Raw genomic sequence first — 17,395 nt, forward strand, 5'->3', positions numbered from 1 at the left:
CCATTAATTCTCTATTTGGATGTTCCATTTGCGACTTTTCGGGAGTCCCATGCAAGGGAAATGGGAAAAAGCTATCCTGTCCCTCCTCCAGCGACAGTGTATGGGATGTTGTTGTCTTTGGTAGGGGAAACGGATGTCTATCACCACTGTGGGGTAGAATTAGTGATCGCGATGTTATCTACCCCCAAAAAGTCACGAATTTTGCGTCAAATGAGACGGTTTAAGAATGCTGATTTTAGCCATCCAGAGAATGTTATTCCCTGTTATCAAGAAATCTTGTCTAATCTGAAGTGTTTGATTTGGGTTCGTTCTGACGGGGAAAAGATACAACCAAGTTTAAGGGAGAGGATACAGTTCGCGTTTGACCATCCTGAGCTAGTAAGACGGTTTGGTTGTTTATTTTTGGGAGAAAGTGACCAGTTGATTAAAACAATCAAACTTGCAAGGGAAGATTATCTAGAGGGAGTCAGACAGTGGGCGATTAGGGATAATCGAGGCAGGTTAACCTTACCCTATTGGGTTGACCATGTAGGGTCAAAAAATACCCGATTTTTGAGGTATCGGATGGAGGAAATGCCAAGCTCACCACCTCCTGATTTGGCGTGGACGATGATTCAATCTCCGATTTGACAAGCATCTCTATATGGGACAAGGAATTTAGGGTAAAAAAATGGCGGAAATGTTTGCAGGTTAAGGGATATGGCAATTTAGGCAAGGAAAAAGGTGCTTGCCATTTTTCGGAAATTTTGTCGGCATTGGGTTTGAGGGGCTGAAAGTAAGGGAAACTTGGGTAAGTTTTGTATTTTTGGTTTCTCGATCTGGAAGGTACTTGTAAAATTGTAAATAAACCTACCTCAGTTAAGGGTTTTCACCTTTGCTGTGATTCGTGGCTTCATGCCGTTAGGCGTTGCTCAAAAAATAGATTACCGTTTTACAGCAGCCCAATGCCCAGTGATTCGTGGCTTCATGCCGTTAGGCGTTGCTCAAGTCAGTGTCAAGATTCGTCAGGCTGAATTAGAGGACGGTGATTCGTGGCTTCATGCCGTTAGGCGTTGCTCAAGAACAGGTGAAGGGACAGGTAGGTTACAACAATTTCGTGTGATTCGTAGCTTTATGCTGTTAGGCGTTGCTCAAGAGCCACCGCCACCTGCTAGCTTGTTCACCCTTTCTTGTGATTCGTGGCTTGATGCTGTTAAGCGTTGCTCAAAGCGATCTGTGGCTTTACCCATAACTTTGCCGTAATGGCAAAGTTATGGGTAAAGCCACAGTTAGTTACGGAGTTATCGATCGTCACTCATGCGGATGAAAGGACTTGAACCTTCACTTCTTGCGAAACTAGAACCTAAATCTAGCGCGTCTGCCAATTCCGCCACATCCGCTCATAGCGTTTACTATCATAGCAGAAACTATCGCCAATACCAGCATTTTATGAGATTTGTTCTTGCCCTCCCGATCAAGGGGGGCTGGGATGTTTTAGCCAGCCAGTAAGGATTCGGCACCATCAATCCACATTTCCGTCCCGCTAATCAGGCTGGAGGCGTCTGAGGCTAAAAATAGCACTAGGTTGGCAACTTGTTCAGAGGAGCCAGGTTTACCATCAGTTAGCGGGATTTTTCCTGCCGGATACTCCACGGGTTCACGAGCTTGTTCCAAGCTCCGTCGTTCGGTGCTTTGGTCAATATTGGTTTCTATGGCACCCGGACAAATCACATTGACGCGGATGCGGTGTTTGGCTAGTTCTAGCGCCACCATTTTTGTGAATGCGACTTGAGCCGCTTTAGTGCAGGAATAGGCTGTCGCACCGCTGTTGCTGAACATCCGCGTGCCATTGACGGAGGAGGTGATGATGACAGATCCGCCTTGTTTCTTGAGATGAGGCACGGCATATTTAACAGTGAGGAAGGTGCCTCTCAGATTGACTTTAATCGTTTTGTCCCACTCGTCAGGCTCTAGCTCTTCTATCGGTGCCCAGACGCCGTTAATTCCGGCATTCGCAAATACAATGTCGAGGCGTCCCCATTGATTGATGACTTGTTGCACCGCTTGTTGCATCTCCTCTGTTTCGGAGATGTCAGCGAGTACCGGGATGGCTTCTCCACCTGCTTGTTGAATTTGGGCAACGACTTCGTTGAGTTCGTCTTCAGTCCGTCCTAGGGCTGCGATTTTTGCACCTTCTTTCGCCAGCAGCACCGCCGCCGCTTTGCCGATGCCCGAACCCGCACCTGTAATCAGTGCTACTTTGTCACTAAGTTGCATCGCCCCTCCTCTCCTTTGACCCGATTACTATTGATGGTTGAACAAAGGAAGGGACAGTACATCCGTCTTCTGGAAGACGTAGTTTGGAATCGTGCCAGGTGATAGGGAATTCCTTCCAGGCGTAGGGCACGGCATTGCCGTGCCTCTACAGGCTTATGCTTCGACTTTGACGCCTTTCCAGAAGGCAATGTATCCTTCAATGTTCTTGGCGGCGTCCTTGGCTTGGGGATAGTACCAAGCCGCATCTTTGTTGACTTGCCCATCAACTTCGATGGAATAATAACTGGCTTTACCCTTCCAAGGACAGCTGGTATGGGTATCGCTATCTTTGAAATATTGCTGGTTGATAGCGTCCGCGGGGAAGTAGTGGTTTCCTTCCACGACTTCGGTGCGATCGCTTTGGGCTAAAACTGCACCATTCCAGATTGCTTTCGGCATGGGTTAATTTACTAATAGACTTTCCAAGTATCATTATGATTCGTAAAGCAGGCTCTGGTTAGCGCAACCAATTTAGGGCAGCCGTTTTAGGATGCCCACACCACCCCAGAACTCCCAAGCCAGAATTCAGAAATTCTGAATTCATCCTTTTCCTCCTGCTCTCACCTGCCGATAAGCTAACATCCTTCATCCTTCGGAAGATGCCCCAGTTTCCTTCTCTCGAACAGGCACTCAAACATTTTTTTGGCTACGACAGCTTTCGCCTAGGGCAACGTCAGATTATTGAAGAAGCGCTACAAAACCAGGATTTGCTGGTTGTTATGCCTACAGGTGGAGGAAAATCTTTGTGCTTTCAGCTACCAGCACTACTGAAATCCGGCTTAACCGTGGTAGTGTCGCCGTTGATTGCCTTGATGCAAGATCAAGTAGAAGCGTTGCGGGATAACGGCATTGGCGCGACGTTTCTCAATAGTAGTCTCAGTTGGGGACAAGTGCGATCGCGCGAACAAGATATCCTCAATCGTCGCATCAAACTACTCTACGTTGCCCCAGAACGACTCTTGGGAGAAAAATTTTTGCCCTTTTTAGATTTGGTGCAACACCAAATTGGAATTCACTCGATTGCCATTGATGAAGCGCACTGCGTTTCTGAGTGGGGACATGATTTTCGCCCAGAATATCGGCAATTGCGACAATTACGCCAACGCTATCCGAATGTGCCCTTTTTAGCCCTTACCGCCACCGCTACCGATCGCGTCCGTCAAGATATTATCCAACAGCTGGCACTCAGGCAACCCAGTATTCACATTGCCAGCTTTAATCGTCCCAATCTTTACTACGAAGTTCAGCCAAAAGAAAAACAAGCTTACTCCCAACTCTTAAAGCAAATTCGCACAACTGAAGGTTCCGGGATTATTTATTGCCTCAGTCGTCGCCGCGTGGATGAAATTGCCTTTCGATTACAAAAAGATGGCATTTCAGCGCTACCTTATCATGCGGGGTTAGATGATGAAGAACGGACTTCCAATCAAACTCGATTTATTCGAGATGACGTGCGAATAATGGTAGCAACGATTGCCTTTGGCATGGGAATTAATAAGCCAGATGTGCGCTTTGTCATTCATTACGACTTGCCGCGCAATTTAGAAAGTTATTATCAAGAAGCGGGAAGGGCAGGAAGAGATGGAGAACCTGCGCGTTGTACTGTCTTTTTTGGCTACGGCGATTTGAAGACGATTGAATATATTATTGACCAAAAAACTGACCCGCAAGAGCAAAGAATTGCTCGTCAACAATTGCGACAGGTAATTGATTATGCGGAAGGAACAGACTGTCGCCGCACAATTCAATTGGGTTATTTTGGCGAACGTTTTGCAGGAAATTGCGGCAACTGCGACAACTGCCGTTTTCCTAAACCCGTGCAAGATTGGACAATTGAAGCGCAGAAATTTCTTTCTTGTGTCGCTAGATGCAAAGAAAGATACGGGATGAATTACATTATCGATGTGCTGCGCGGCTCAAAAAATCAGAAGATTTATCAGAATGGACATCAGGAACTTTCTACCTACGGCATCGGCACTGATAAAAGTGTAGAAGATTGGAAGATGTTAGGGCGATCGCTCTTGCATCAAGGACTTGTCGATCAAACCACTGACGGTTATTCTGTCTTAAAGCTCAACGCTTTAAGCTGGGAAATCTTACGGCGTCACCGTGAGGTGCAGATTGCCGTTCCGATTGTTACTGCAATTGATGAATCGCCGCAAATGGCAGCAGAAGTAGAAATGCTGTATGAACAATTGCGCCAGCTTCGCAAACAACTCGCTGATGAGCAATCCGTACCTCCCTACGTCGTCTTTGCCGATTCTACGCTAAAGCTGATGGCTCAAATGCAACCTAAAAGCTTACCGGAATTTGGCAAAATTTCCGGTGTTGGAGATTATAAATTAGCTCAATATGGAGAACGATTTGTTACTGAAATTCAAACTTATTGTAAAGAACAAGGGCTTTTTAAATCAACTCCTGTTGCGTCAATTCCTCAAAAAAATCACCCTAGCTACACCCAGTTAGCGACGCTGGATTTGTATATGCAAGGTTTGAGCATTGAAGAAATTGCTCTAAAACGTAACTTGCGGACAGGCACTATCCTAGATCATCTAGCGGAACTAATTTCGATGAACCAGCCTGTCGATTTAAACTCGTTAGTACCCCTAGAACGTCAAGAACCCATTTTAAAAGCGATTCAAGAGGTGGGTGCTACCTCACTCTCAAAGATTCGAGATTCTCTAGGGGAAATCTATACTTTTGATGAGATTCGACTGGTACGAGGGCTGTGGAAACGAGAGAACAAAGGTTAATTTTTTAACGCAAAGGTACGCAAAGGTTAGCGCAAAGGTACGCAAAGCGAAGGCTTACCTCTCGTTTCCTGAAGTGGTTAGCAAGCAAAAAATACTACTTTTGGGGTATGGTGCAATGGGGGAAATGTGTGTAAAGGATATTGGCGATCGCCATAACCGAAGGTAGTCTGTTACTCCCTGAAGCTCGTTGGGTTCTTCGACAAGATGAAACAAGAAAAGCGCTTCACTAGGAATGTTTGGGGCGTGCAGTTGCACTTCAAGCAAGCCATCAAATCACGTAAATAGTTTGAAGCCGAATGCTGGCTCAATCGGATGCAGCATTCGTCTGATAGTCAAGCATCGGTTAAGGAAGGCGACGCAACCGTTGAGCGTCTAAAATTTGTGGTTAAACACTTTAGCTGAGGGAGTTCGGAGGCTTTGCCAACCTTTGAAATGGCAAGGGCAAGAGCTTTCTCACTCATCTAGTGTTAAAACCAATAATATTGCCCGAATCCTCAAGGACGGGTGTGAAGTTAAGTTTAAGCTACGCAATGACGGATTTTGCAAGCTCTTTAGGAGAAGTTAAGAGATGACCCATCACGTCAATCAGCTTGGCGAAACTATCCCCCAAACGCTCAATGGATACGACCCCAACGTGTTTCCAGCATTTCATGAAACGCTGCAAACTCACTTTCCAGGGGCAGTCCCCATGAGCAAGTACATGAGAAAGACTTTCCAAAGCTTGAGTGCCTACGGTTTTTGTGACGAAAACACGATGGGAATGATAGCAATTTGTCGGGATGAAGTCGCCGAACCCCTATTTATTGAAGTCATTCGATATTGGGGGAAAACTTTTAATTGTTGCAGCTTAGCCGGGTTTGTCATGATGGGGAAAACTGGGTTAGCCGCTGCGACTGACCATACCCCTATCGTTGATGGTATCCGTCGTTTTACCTTCTATGCGATGCCCCATATCGCTATTTCTAGACATGGTGATATTGGTAAGGTTTATCGAGATGGCGTTCAAAAAGTTTCCCATGCTTGTGGAGCATTAGAAACAGTCGTCAAAGAATTGGCATCCGGTCATCTGAAACTAGAAATGGATATGCAGGATATTGAACAAACAATTATCCGCCAGAAAATTCTTTCATCCCTTACCTATGGCGACAAACCCGATTTGATAGAAGTTACAAAATTGGCAGCTAAAATTATTTCCGACGATGTCGAATCCCTCTTAAACACTCTGGATCGCTCTGTGTTTAACTACGCCGTCATGACCGGAATTCAAATTCATGGGCCTCTAGGCACCCACTGGATTTATCCACAAGATTTTTATGTCGTCGGCTCTGATCTTCCTGCGGGCAAGGAAAAGATAGAAGCGTTTCAGCAGGCGCAAAATTAAAAAGGTAATGACAACGCGATCGGAGAGATTCTTCAGTTTAGGGGATTCCAAAAATCTCTGTAAAACAGGGGTATTAAGGGTTTTAGTCAAGCGTTTTGGGAGAACTTCGGTCTAAAACTTGGCATTCCAGGTATCAGCCAAACGAGTCAAGAGCTAAGAGGCTTGTGACTTCTGTAAGAATAGGCATTCCATACTACAAGTGTAGTATAGAATGTAAAGGGTGATTATCCTTATCACTACTTCGTCAAGTAATCTAGAGCATTCCGATGTTTGATCCTAAAGATTGGCACTTAAAAGATCCTTTTCCCGATCAACCTCTGGATAAGATAACTCCTATATCTTTGAGAAGTTGGTGTGTATTAGTCCGATCAAAGGACAAAATAGTTTTCAAAGAGGGATTCCTTAACTTAGTTGGTGCCATCGATATGATGCGTGGTCTTGACTATCATCACGATCGCTTCTGCACTATAGTTAGTGAAATTGCTAAACTACCATTCCTTGATGTTCAGTGTGAACAGAAAAAATTGTATCTAGTTCATGAGGCTGTGGCTTATATCAACCGTCTAGGGCAGTTTTACCACTTCGCCTCTTCTGATTTTGTAAAGACCAGAGTCAGTGATTGGGATAAAATCATTCCTACAATCATTGATTACAAGAAGTTTCGTGATAAACACAGCGCCCATAGGTCTCTTGATAAACCTCGTAAGGAAGATAGCTCACATCTTCAACAAGTTCATGCTTGGGCGATCTCATCAATCAGTGGTAATCTATTTTCTCCCAAGCCTGGGAAAGTTGCACCTATGACCCTAGAATATATTTTTTCAGGCAAGAGGTGGACTGATTCATATCTCAATTTTCAGCTAATAGGCAATTCGGTTACTGATACTCATAATTTAAGTATCGAAAGAGAACACCCACTGTTTATTAATGAAGCTTACAAGTTAATTTATGGTTTACTCTCTTTGCCATGACATATTTAAATAGGCTGCACCGGAGTATTGATAAATTAGGTCTGCGACAATTTGTTGAACGATAGTTTATACCAGAGCAAAGGCAACCTTACTACAATAAGGTTACTCTATTCAACGCTGTTTAAAACAAACAGAAATGCAGTTAAAGATATCACAAATTGAGCAAGTGATCGTGCAGATTATTCCTTATTCCCTCTCTAGTTGTAATTGGGTTGTGTATTGATTTAAAGCCAGCTTTCCCAAATTCGCTAAATTGGAGATAGCTTTGCAACCCCAAGCGATTTTAGTCAAAATCAACACACGGGTTGCGAAATCTACAGTTGCGACACGTTAAAAGTACGACTGGAGTGAAGTATTTTAGTATGACATCATCCTTTCCAACAACTGCTAACAATCTCTCTAACCTATATGAACAGGACTATTATCTCTGGTTGGAAACAACAGTTAGACTCTTGCGAGAAGGACAACTCTCTGCGCTTGATGTCGCTAACTTGCTAGAAGAAATTGACGATATGGGAAGGAGTGAGAAACGGGCAGTTTATAGCAATCTTAAAATTTTATTGATACATCTTCTCAAATACAGCTATCAATCGGAGAAACGCTCGAACAGTTGGCTAGCAAGTATCGTTGAGCATCGCCAGAGACTCAGAAAAGCATTTAAAGAAAGCCCAAGTTTGCAACCGTACTTTACTGAGATATTTAACGAGTGCTATCAAGATGCGAGGGAATTAGCGGCTGCTGAAACGGGACTGGAAATTGATGCGTTTCCAGTTGAACCTCCCTTTACTCCCGAAGAAGCCCTTGATTCTGGCTACTTACCTGATTAGAGCGATCGCATTCTTTCGCTAAGCCGTATATTAGATGCGATCGCTTCTCGTATCTAAGTAGAGAGTAAGTACGAGCGCTTCATTATACTGAGGTATTGCGTTTTAAAAAATTTATGGGTGTGCCTCTTTCAGTTTTTCTTAGGCGCACAGATTCCCACTGTTTAAGAATATACTGTCAAGTAGCAATAGTCAAGTATCAATTATTACAAATAAGCAAACGTGATCGCTTTGCACAGATAGCATAGACACAATCAATTCTGTCCCTAAAACCTGTTATTGAAGCAACAGAGGAGTATTTTGGAAAAAGAGCTGATTAACGATTGCAGCGATTAATAGAATATGTCAAAAGCCCCTAGTTCCTTCCAACTCAGCGAGCGAGACCGTGCTAACCTTAGCCGCATGGTAGATTACAGTTCGGTGGAATCTCTACCGGCTATCTGGCAGCTAGCGCGATCGCACTTTGGTAATACCATTGCCCTCCGAGATCCCCACGCTCAACCAGAGGTAGTTGTAACTTACACCCAATTAGCTCAGCAAATTCAACAGTTTGCCGCTGGGTTGCAGGCATTAGGAGTACAGCCAGAATCTCGCCTCGCCCTGATTGCGGATAATAGCCCGCGCTGGTTTATTGCCGACCAAGGGGCGATGACCGCTGGGGCAGTTGATATCGTGCGTAGCTCTCAGGCAGAGCGGGAAGAGTTACTATTTATACTGGCAGATAGCGGCAGCACTACTTTAGTGGTAGAAGACCTGAAGACGCTAAAAAAACTCAGGGAACGCCTCAACGACCTGCCGATTCAGCTAGTCGTCTTGCTCTCCGAAGAAGAACCCCCCGAAGAATCCACCCTGAAAATGCTGAACTTCTCTGGGGTCATGGCAGCAGGGGAAAATCAATCCTTGCAGCCGGTGAAGCAAAACCGAGAAATGCTGGCGACGCTGATTTATACTTCTGGTACGACCGGCAAGCCCAAAGGTGTGATGCTGACGCATGGCAACCTGCTCCACCAGATTACCAACTTGGGAACCATCGTTCAGCCGCAACCGGGCGAACCTGTCCTGACGATTCTCCCCACTTGGCACAGCTTCGGGCGCACTGGCGAATACTTTTTCCTCTCCCACGGTTGCACCCAGATTTACACGAGCATTCGCCACATCAAAAAAGACTTTAAAGAATTCCAACCCCATTATTTAATTGCTGTCCCTCGACTGTGGGAGTCTATCTACGAAGGCGTCCAGAAGCAGTTCCGCGAACAACCTGCAAACAAGCAGAAACTGGTTAAAAATCTGCTAAGCATTAGTCAGCGCTACATTGAAGCTCGCCGTACTTGGCAAAACTTGCGCTTACAACCTCAACCTCCCTCCATGCAAGAACGGCTATTAGCTGGAAGCCAAATGGTTGCCTTGGCTCCTGCCCATGCGCTTGCCGAGAAATTAGTGTATGGAAAAGTCCGAGAAGCCACCGGAGGCAAATTAAAGTACGTCATCAGTGGCGGCGGCTCCCTTGCCATGCACCTGGAAAACTTTTTTGAAATTATTGGACTTGAGGTGCTGGTGGGCTATGGTCTTACAGAAACATCCCCCGTCTTAACAGCTCGTCAGTCTTGGTGTAATTTGCGGGGTTCATCTGGGCGATTTCTGCCAGGAACGGAAATTAAAATAGTTGACCCCGAAACCCGAAAACCCCTTCCGGCTGGGAGTCGCGGTCTGGTTTTAGCACGAGGGCCACAAGTGATGCAGGGATATTATCAAAATCCCCAAGCGACTGCCAAGGCAATTGACACTGAAGGTTGGTTTGATAGCGGCGATTTGGGTTGGCTAACAGAGGCGAATGACTTAGTGCTGACAGGTCGGGCGAAGGATACGATAGTTTTAACCAACGGCGAAAACATCGAACCCCAGCCGATTGAAGATGCCTGTCTGCGGAGTTCTTATATTGACCAAATTGTGTTGGTGGGTCAAGATGAGCGATCGCTAGGTGCTTTAATTGTCCCCAATCTGGAAGCTTTGCAAAAGTGGGCAGCAGACAACAATCTGCACTTGCGTCTCCCAGAACAAACTTCCTCAGCTAGCAATATCCCGACTGCATCCACTCAAGAAATTGACCTGAATAGTAAGATTGTTCAGGAATTATTCAAGAAAGAATTAAACCGGGAGGTGCAAAATCGTCCTGGTTATCGCCCAGATGACCGGATAAGTCTCTTTAAGCTGATTCTGGAGCCGTTCTCCATTGAAAATGGCATGATGACCCAGACGTTGAAAATCCGCAGACCTGTCGTAATGGAACGCTACCGCGATATGATCGACGGGATGTTTGCCTGATTTGGTCGGAAAGTTGGAAAAAAGTCTGAAGGATGAAGTGTAGTGCGAACTACACACACCGCCTTCATCCTTTAGCTCTCACCCTGAGCGCCTTTCCTACAAACCTTTACTCTTTAATTTTTCCAAGCAAAACGGATATGGATGTTTCTCAATCACACCTGCTGCTGAAGCGACCCGTTACAATCAAGGCCGTTGTTACTCCTCGTTGGAAAGAGGAAGCACAGCAACAACTCCAGGCGCAAATTAACCAGCTTGACTCTCAGTTGCAACAGCTTGAAATGCAAGGACAGCGGGCAATCTCAGAAATTCAAAAGCAGAATCTGCAACCCCCTGGCCCTCAAGTGATGCAACAAATTGACAATATCCAAATCCAGGTTAATCAAAAGAAAAGCGAACTGCTTGAGCAGAAAAATCAACTTCTGCAACAGTTGCAACAAGTGCAGCTGATAGAACTCAACGACGAAGTGAATCACGGTCAGATTGAAGGCTTCTTTAAAGTAGAGCCGGGAGATAATCTGATTCAAAAAATGCAGGTAGAAATTCTCCTGCGCGATGGAATTGTAGAAGAAATTCGCGGGGAAATTTAATGCGAATGCTTAATGGCGAATGGCGAATGGGTAATTCGGAGATTGCCATTCGCCATTTGCCAATATTGGGGCATCTACTGACAATTTTGAGTTGACCAATCTTGATGACCTCGCCCCACATGACACTTGACTTGGGAACCAGCCCATGCCAATTTCCATTCCTTGGGTGTTTGAGCTGATGGGGAGGTCGGCACCAATTCAACGCGATGCCTGATAGCACCGACAGAATCATCTGCAACGCCGGTTTGGGTAATCGTTACAACCGCTAGATTTTGTTGCGGATACTCAAGCGTAACTTCCCGCGTCCCCCCCTCGGATTCAGTTTGACCGAAGTGAGCAATTGCGATCGCTTTGGGGTCAGTTCCCTTCAAAGAGTTAGCGGACTTAATCTCTTGTAGCGGTATCGGTTTATACTTAGTTCGCTCAACCTCTGCTACAGGTGCATTTTGGCTTACCTGTTGGGAGGATTGCTCAACACTTGGACTGCTGGCAGGCGTGGGAGTTGATTGAGTGCTGTTGCTGATGCTGCAAGCACTCAAGCCCAGTGCCATACCGACTAACACCACGAGGGATTTAAACTTGCCAGACATCGTTATAATAGAGAGTTTGAATTAGTTTTCTCTATCCAATTCTATTCAGCAGCACCAACGTCCGGAGAATTCGGCGTTGAAGGATACAAACTCAATAGACTGTTGTAGAGTCGGATAGTTGTAATGACCATCGGTCAAGATACAATTCAATCTGGCTTTAATCTTGTTTATATAGACTGTCGATTCGGAAGACACCCCATGATTCACGAAGTTTTCATGCCCGCCCTTAGTTCCACCATGACCGAAGGCAAAATTGTCTCCTGGGTCAAATCTCCCGGCGACAAAGTGGAAAAAGGCGAAACCGTGGTGGTTGTCGAGTCGGACAAAGCTGATATGGACGTGGAGTCCTTCTACGAAGGATATCTCGCCACCATTATCGTACCTGCCGGTGAAGCAGCTCCAGTTGGCGCTGCGATCGCGCTCGTCGCCGAAACCGAAGCCGAAATCGAAACAGCCAAGCAACAGGCTCCTGGTTCTGCCCCCGCAACGCCATCGGTAAACGAATCCGCTCCCGCTCCTGCCCAACCTACCGCAGCCCCAGCCACCGCAGCCCCAGTCCCTGTAGAAACGACACCAGCCGCCGCCCGTCGCAATGGACGCAGCATTGTCTCCCCCCGTGCCCGGAAGTTAGCCAAAGAGCTGGGCGTCGATTTGAGTACCTTGCAAGGCAGTGGTCCCCACGGTCGGATTGTCGCAGAAGATGTGGAAGCATTGGCGAATAAAGGTAAACAACCCGTCGGTACAACTGCCACACCGACAATGACGCCCGTGGCTCCCCCTCCAGTAGCACCCGTCGCACCCGCGTCACCTGCACCCGCCGTCAAACCCGCCGCCGCAGCTACCGCACCCGCCGTTGCCGTTCCCGGTAGCGTCGTCCCCCTCAACACGCTGCAAAACGCCGTGGTGCGGAATATGGTAGCCAGTCTGCAAGTGCCTACCTTCCGCGTCGGTTACACTATCACCACGGATAATCTAGATAAGCTCTACAAGCAGATTAAATCCAAGGGCGTCACCATGACCGGGCTACTTGCGAAAGCAGTAGCCGTAACCTTGCAAAAACATCCCTTGGTGAATGCCAGCTTCTCAGACCAAGGAATTCATTATCACAGTGCGATTAACGTTGCTGTAGCTGTGGCAATGGATGGCGGCGGCTTAATTACCCCGGTTCTGCAAAATGCCGACCAACAGGATATTTACTCTTTATCTCGCACTTGGAAAGATTTAGTCGAACGCTCCAGAAGCAAGCAACTGCAACCCGCAGAATACAGTTCTGGCACATTTACCCTCTCGAATTTGGGAATGTATGGGGTAGACAAGTTTGATGCCATCTTGCCGCCGGGAACCGGGGCTATCTTAGCAATTGGAGCGTCCCGTCCTCAAGTCGTCGCCACGGAAGACGGGATGATGGGCGTGCGCCGACAGATGCAGGTAAATCTTACCGCCGACCACCGGATTATCTACGGTGCTGATGCCGCTGCTTTCCTGCAAGATTTGGCAAAATTGATTGAAACCAATGCCCAATCTTTAACCCTCTAATTTAACCTTCTAAAAAGGGTGGGCACTGCCCACCCTTTTTGTTTTTTGACTTTTAAAAATTAAATAATCCACACCTCACCCCAATAATTCATCGACTGCCACGCTAAAGCCTTGTAGCACAACTTGAGTGCTAGCAATTTCGCCAGAAATAAATACAAGTCGTTGATTTTGAGTCACTACAATAATCCAAAGATTATCAGGAAACACTAGCCAAACTTCCTCAGCACCAGATTGTAAATATTCTTGAGATTTAGCAATTACATCTTCAGCAATATCCGTAGGCGAAACAATCTCAGCAATTAGCGGGAAACTCCTGGGAAATACAGCAGGTTCTCCAAACTGGTTAATTAGTTCTGCTGTCAGATAAGCAACATCCGGAGAACGTCCCTGCTGATTAGTGCGGCAAGGAACCTCTGTATAAACTTCTCCCCCTTGTCCGCTGGAGTCTTTGTAAATTCTCCAGTAAGAGCCTAGTTTTAACTGAATCCGACTATGCTTGAGTGTCACTCCGTTTTTCTCCACCAATTCTCCATCCACCCACTCTGTATTATCTGGGGGATTGAGCATCCAATCTTTTAGTGAGTATTCCTTTGAGATAATAGAAGTTACCATTGCTATCTACTCGCTGTTACAATACTTGCCTTTATTATTACTTAGCGGTTTCTTTTCTCACTCTGGGCAGCAAAAAAATGGTGTAGGGCAAAGTTTGGAGCTTTGGAGCTTTCGCGATCGCATCCCCCACATTACAAACGCGATCGCTTCGCCTTAGACACCGTTTTACGTACACTTCTGATGTCACAGAGCGATCGCCTAAGTTAGGCTGGTGTAGTCTCAACCCCCAGCTGTTGATTTTTCGCTGGAAACAAGAATGCAAACCTCCCCTCCTGCTTCATCCGCTTGGCAACGGCTGAAAAATCGTGAAATTAACTGTGAAGAAGCGCTAAAACTCCTGGTAGACGAGCAAGGAACGCTCCACTTAGCTCTGTTGGATCGAGAGGTCAGTTACCGATTTTTTCGAGAATTTCCGGATCGAAAGTTTTTACCTCCGGTAGTTCCCCTGCTGCTGTGGCGAAACTGTTACTACCTGGGAAGTCCGATGGCTCTTTCTCTAGAGGCGATTAGAGAATTGAGCGATCGCACTTTAACCGATATCAAAATTATCCCAATTGCCGACAAGAGCTATCGCACCTGGTATCACACCCAAAACCTCGACCCCAAACGCATTTCCTCGACTCCCTTAGTGAATCCTCTCACGGGCGAGCAAGAGCAAGAAAACATCAGCGAAACGACTGAGCTATACCTCTCCAAAGCAGTTGACCAGATTGGACGGCTCAAAACCCTGATTTCCGGGGCATTGCGGAACCGCGCCAGCGATATCCACATGGAACCCGCACCAGAAGGCTTAAGAGTCCGCTATCGCATTGATGGCGTCTTGCGGGACATTACCACTCTGCCAGTCGATGTCAGCCGCAAGGTCATCGTCGCCCTCAAAGTCATGTCTGAAATCGATATTGCCGAAAGCCGCCGCCCCCAAGATGGACGCATTGGAGAGAAATATGCTTCTGGCGAAGAACTAGAACTGGGAATGGATATGCGCGTCAGTACCCTTCCCTGTGTGGGTGGGGAAAAAGCAGTGATTCGCTTACTCCCGCGCAAAAACCCCTTTTCTAAAATCCAAAACTTGGGATTCACTCCCACAACTCTCGAAACCTACAAAACCTGGTTGGAACAGCCCCAAGGGATGATAATCCTCACCGGCCCGACAGGGAGCGGTAAAACCAGTACGCTGTACACCAGTCTGCAATCCGTCGCCAGGGAACACGTCAATGTGGTGACGGTAGAAGACCCGGTGGAGTACATTTTGCCCCGCATTACTCAAACTCAGGTCAATGAAGCGGCGGGAATGACCTTTGCGGCAGGCTTGAGATCAATTTTGCGCCAAGACCCGGATATCATCATGGTGGGAGAAATCCGCGACCACGAAACCGCAGAAACCGCAGTTCGGGCGGCGCTAACGGGTCACTTAGTTTTTACCACACTGCACACGAACGATGCTCCCGGTGCGATTCCCAGAATCAAAGATATTGGCCCAGATCCTGGCTTAATTAGTGATGCTCTCTTGGGAATTGTGGCTCAGCGCTTGGTGCGCCGAGTCTGTCCTCACTGTGCGGCACCCTATAAGCCAACGGAGAAAGATTTGCAGGTACTGAGTTTAGAGCCAACTCAGGCAAATTCAACCACTTGGCGCAAGGGTAAGGGCTGCGCCAAGTGTTTCAATTCTGGTTATCTGGGGCGAGAGGCAATTGTCGAGTTGCTGGATATCGATGATACGGTGCGCGAAATTATCTATGACGGCACGATGACGCAGCTGAATCGCTACCTACGGGAAATCAAATTTTTCTCTTTCGGGATGGCAGCCGCAGAAAAGGTAACAAATGGGATCACAACGGTTGAGGAAGTGTTGCGCGTCCTACCCCGCAGTGCCTTCTCGCGCCGCAAGTCTATGGGCGGAAGCCGCACGGAACAGTTTACGCCGTTGGGGGTGGGATAGCGATCGCCCTATTGCGGTAAGGCTACATAAGATTCGCTCTCGCGCTTCTCCACAGGTACTATTTTACTGACTTTATGCGGCGCTTTCCTTTCCTGGTAAGCTGCCCAGATAGTCTCGGCGTTTTACCCACAGTTGGCGGAGGTCTTCCATCATCTCTTTGTAGTAGTCGGAGAATTTCTGGCTATCTTCTTTAATCTGAAGTCCGAGTTGTTGCAGTGCGGTTGGGGTGTGGCAAGTTTCAAATAAAAGCGTGATGATATCCCACCAGAGTCGCAATTGACGATAACTCACAAATTGTCCGCCCCGATCTGTGCGATGAACAAAAAGGACATTTTGCCAACACTCGAATCGCCCAATTAAGGATTCTGGTATTTTCAGGTATTTCGCCAAGAGTGCAACAGTGAGTCGAAATGTCTTTGGCGGTTGAATCCGGCGAAACAACGTTGTCATAATCAATTCACTCCAGGTTTAACTATTGAGCCGCTGGTTTCTGGGGTTGTGTCGAAAATGATGGAGTAGGGAACGTTTGGGGTATTCGCTTTGAGGATTTGCAAATGCGCTTCGGCATCGCTGCGACGACGAAAACGGGCGATAATTAGAGATCGCATATTCGGAAGCGATCGCACGATGCACCACGGATGTAGTTTGGAGTAATACGTCATAAAACTCTCCCAGTCATAGCTGCGAGTTACTTAGTTATGGGTTTTGAATGGATATTTACAAGGCTGTCGCTAACAAACCCAGCCAAAGATAGCGATCATGCGATCGCGTGACAGTTATGTAAGAAACTAAAGTTAGGGCAGGCATCTTGTGAAGCTCTGAAGACGACTGAGCCAGATGGTGGCTTTTGAGTCACTTCGTTCGCTTCCGCATCTATCTTATATAAGCACTCTTAGAATTTATTTGTCAAGCATCTTTATATAAGAATTTTTATAGTACATGACCAAAGACCAACAACAGCAAGAATACGATCGGGAGTCTCCCCTGAAGCGGCGGAGAGAAGAATTAGGCTTAACTCAGAGAGACGTTGCATTAGCTCTGGGTAAGACTGTCCAGACAGTTAGTAATTGGGAGACAGGGCTTTATGAACCAAAGCTTACTCCTCGCGATTTAAAAGCACTTTGTCGGCTGCTGAAATGGACTTTGGAAGAACTGCCCGATTACTTCGGTTCACCACAACTACAGTAGCGATCGCGTTTTTGGTGCGAAGGATGCGATCTCTACAGGCTTTGCTATAAACTAGCCGTCGTGCTTGGTAATTGCAAAAGAGTGCTAGGAGCCTTCGGCTGTACGCTAGAATATATTAGCTTTTTCATACCCCGTCCTAGCTTTGGAGCAAGTGCTGGAGTAATAACTATCTAGCCACATCTATAGCAATCCTATTTGAGTTGTGAACTGTAGTGCAGGTAAGATGCCTGCGACTGTTGCAGACATCTTGCCTGCACTACGTCTAATTTTATAAATCATTTAAAGGCGTTGCTGAAAGAGTAATGCTAGATTTGGTATAATAGAAGGATGAAATGCCCTGAATGTAACTCCACTCAAACCGCTAAGAACGGACATCGTCGAGGCAGACAGTGCTATA

At 46.6% G+C, this 17,395-nt stretch carries 17 protein-coding genes, 1 tRNA gene and 1 CRISPR repeat array; of the genes, 10 read left to right on the forward strand and 8 right to left on the reverse strand.

Going from position 1 to position 17,395, the window contains the following annotated elements; all coding sequences use genetic code 11:
- A partial coding sequence (gene cas5, locus NC996_RS27065) for a type I-MYXAN CRISPR-associated protein Cas5/Cmx5/DevS (protein ID WP_199303281.1) occupies positions 1 to 630 on the forward strand: 630 nt, incomplete at its 5' end.
- 249 nt (positions 631 to 879) lie between these two features.
- Positions 880 to 1,207: direct repeats of the CRISPR family, unit length 36 nt; unit sequence GTGATTCGTGGCTTCATGCCGTTAGGCGTTGCTCAA.
- A 90-nt stretch (positions 1,208 to 1,297) separates the two neighbouring features.
- Here the strand turns inward: cas5 and NC996_RS27070 are convergent.
- The 3 genes from NC996_RS27070 to NC996_RS27080 all read right to left on the reverse strand — a co-directional run bounded on the left by NC996_RS27070 (position 1,298) and on the right by NC996_RS27080 (position 2,694).
- A tRNA-Leu gene (locus NC996_RS27070) sits at positions 1,298 to 1,379 on the reverse strand.
- A gap of 94 nt (positions 1,380 to 1,473) precedes the next feature.
- Positions 1,474 to 2,256: an SDR family NAD(P)-dependent oxidoreductase gene (locus NC996_RS27075; RefSeq protein ID WP_190688589.1), complete on the reverse strand. Its 783-nt coding sequence runs from the start codon at positions 2,254 to 2,256 to the stop codon at positions 1,474 to 1,476.
- A 153-nt stretch (positions 2,257 to 2,409) separates the two neighbouring features.
- Entirely contained in the window at positions 2,410 to 2,694 is a 285-nt protein-coding gene (locus NC996_RS27080) for a DUF427 domain-containing protein (RefSeq protein WP_190688591.1), read from the reverse strand.
- Between the two features lie 200 nt (positions 2,695 to 2,894).
- On the opposite strand from NC996_RS27080, the gene recQ reads away from it, so the two are divergent.
- The 6 genes from recQ to NC996_RS27110 all read left to right on the forward strand — a co-directional run bounded on the left by recQ (position 2,895) and on the right by NC996_RS27110 (position 11,133).
- A complete protein-coding gene (gene recQ / locus NC996_RS27085; RefSeq protein ID WP_190688595.1) occupies positions 2,895 to 5,048 on the forward strand; it encodes a DNA helicase RecQ in 2,154 nt (717 codons plus the stop codon).
- 568 nt (positions 5,049 to 5,616) lie between these two features.
- Positions 5,617 to 6,429, forward strand: coding sequence for a hypothetical protein (locus NC996_RS27090; protein ID WP_190688598.1), 813 nt, complete (start codon positions 5,617 to 5,619; stop codon positions 6,427 to 6,429).
- A 266-nt stretch (positions 6,430 to 6,695) separates the two neighbouring features.
- The gene (locus tag NC996_RS27095; protein ID WP_190688600.1) at positions 6,696 to 7,400 is read left to right on the forward strand and encodes a hypothetical protein; all 705 of its coding nucleotides are present in this window, start codon (positions 6,696 to 6,698) and stop codon (positions 7,398 to 7,400) included.
- Between the two features lie 362 nt (positions 7,401 to 7,762).
- Positions 7,763 to 8,227, forward strand: a complete 465-nt coding sequence (locus NC996_RS27100) for a DUF29 domain-containing protein (RefSeq protein WP_190688603.1) — start codon at positions 7,763 to 7,765, stop codon at positions 8,225 to 8,227.
- Positions 8,228 to 8,566: 339 nt separating this feature from the next.
- Positions 8,567 to 10,546: a long-chain fatty acid--CoA ligase gene (locus tag NC996_RS27105; RefSeq protein WP_190688607.1), complete on the forward strand. Its 1,980-nt coding sequence runs from the start codon at positions 8,567 to 8,569 to the stop codon at positions 10,544 to 10,546.
- A gap of 137 nt (positions 10,547 to 10,683) precedes the next feature.
- Complete coding sequence (locus tag NC996_RS27110) at positions 10,684 to 11,133, forward strand: YlqD family protein (protein WP_190414598.1); 450 nt, start codon at positions 10,684 to 10,686, stop codon at positions 11,131 to 11,133.
- A gap of 74 nt (positions 11,134 to 11,207) precedes the next feature.
- Here the strand turns inward: NC996_RS27110 and NC996_RS27115 are convergent, their stop codons facing one another.
- A complete protein-coding gene (locus NC996_RS27115; protein ID WP_190688609.1) occupies positions 11,208 to 11,723 on the reverse strand; it encodes a hypothetical protein in 516 nt (171 codons plus the stop codon).
- A gap of 198 nt (positions 11,724 to 11,921) precedes the next feature.
- On the opposite strand from NC996_RS27115, the gene NC996_RS27120 reads away from it, so the two are divergent.
- Complete coding sequence (locus NC996_RS27120; protein WP_190435266.1) at positions 11,922 to 13,259, forward strand: dihydrolipoamide acetyltransferase family protein; 1,338 nt, start codon at positions 11,922 to 11,924, stop codon at positions 13,257 to 13,259.
- A 75-nt stretch (positions 13,260 to 13,334) separates the two neighbouring features.
- Here the strand turns inward: NC996_RS27120 and NC996_RS27125 are convergent, their stop codons facing one another.
- Both NC996_RS27125 and NC996_RS27130 read right to left on the reverse strand, forming a co-directional pair.
- Positions 13,335 to 13,871: a Uma2 family endonuclease gene (locus tag NC996_RS27125; RefSeq protein WP_190435263.1), complete on the reverse strand. Its 537-nt coding sequence runs from the start codon at positions 13,869 to 13,871 to the stop codon at positions 13,335 to 13,337.
- Positions 13,872 to 13,908: 37 nt separating this feature from the next.
- The gene (locus tag NC996_RS27130; RefSeq protein WP_190527697.1) at positions 13,909 to 14,094 is read right to left on the reverse strand and encodes a hypothetical protein; all 186 of its coding nucleotides are present in this window, start codon (positions 14,092 to 14,094) and stop codon (positions 13,909 to 13,911) included.
- 33 nt (positions 14,095 to 14,127) lie between these two features.
- Between NC996_RS27130 and NC996_RS27135 the strand changes: the two genes are divergently transcribed.
- Positions 14,128 to 15,810: a GspE/PulE family protein gene (locus tag NC996_RS27135; protein ID WP_190688611.1), complete on the forward strand. Its 1,683-nt coding sequence runs from the start codon at positions 14,128 to 14,130 to the stop codon at positions 15,808 to 15,810.
- Positions 15,811 to 15,882: 72 nt separating this feature from the next.
- Here NC996_RS27135 and NC996_RS27140 read toward each other — a convergent pair whose 3' ends face one another.
- Positions 15,883 to 16,260, reverse strand: a complete 378-nt coding sequence (locus NC996_RS27140; protein ID WP_199303283.1) for a hypothetical protein — start codon at positions 16,258 to 16,260, stop codon at positions 15,883 to 15,885.
- 2 nt (positions 16,261 to 16,262) lie between these two features.
- Positions 16,263 to 16,472, reverse strand: coding sequence for a hypothetical protein (locus tag NC996_RS27145; protein ID WP_190688614.1), 210 nt, complete (start codon positions 16,470 to 16,472; stop codon positions 16,263 to 16,265).
- Between the two features lie 277 nt (positions 16,473 to 16,749).
- Between NC996_RS27145 and NC996_RS27150 the strand changes: the two genes are divergently transcribed.
- Positions 16,750 to 16,998: a helix-turn-helix transcriptional regulator gene (locus tag NC996_RS27150; RefSeq protein ID WP_190527704.1), complete on the forward strand. Its 249-nt coding sequence runs from the start codon at positions 16,750 to 16,752 to the stop codon at positions 16,996 to 16,998.
- Positions 16,999 to 17,395 lie beyond the last annotated feature (397 nt).

This window comes from Trichocoleus sp. ST-U2 (assembly GCF_039961875.1).
In the GTDB taxonomy this organism is placed as follows: domain Bacteria; phylum Cyanobacteriota; class Cyanobacteriia; order Cyanobacteriales; family FACHB-T130; genus FACHB-T130.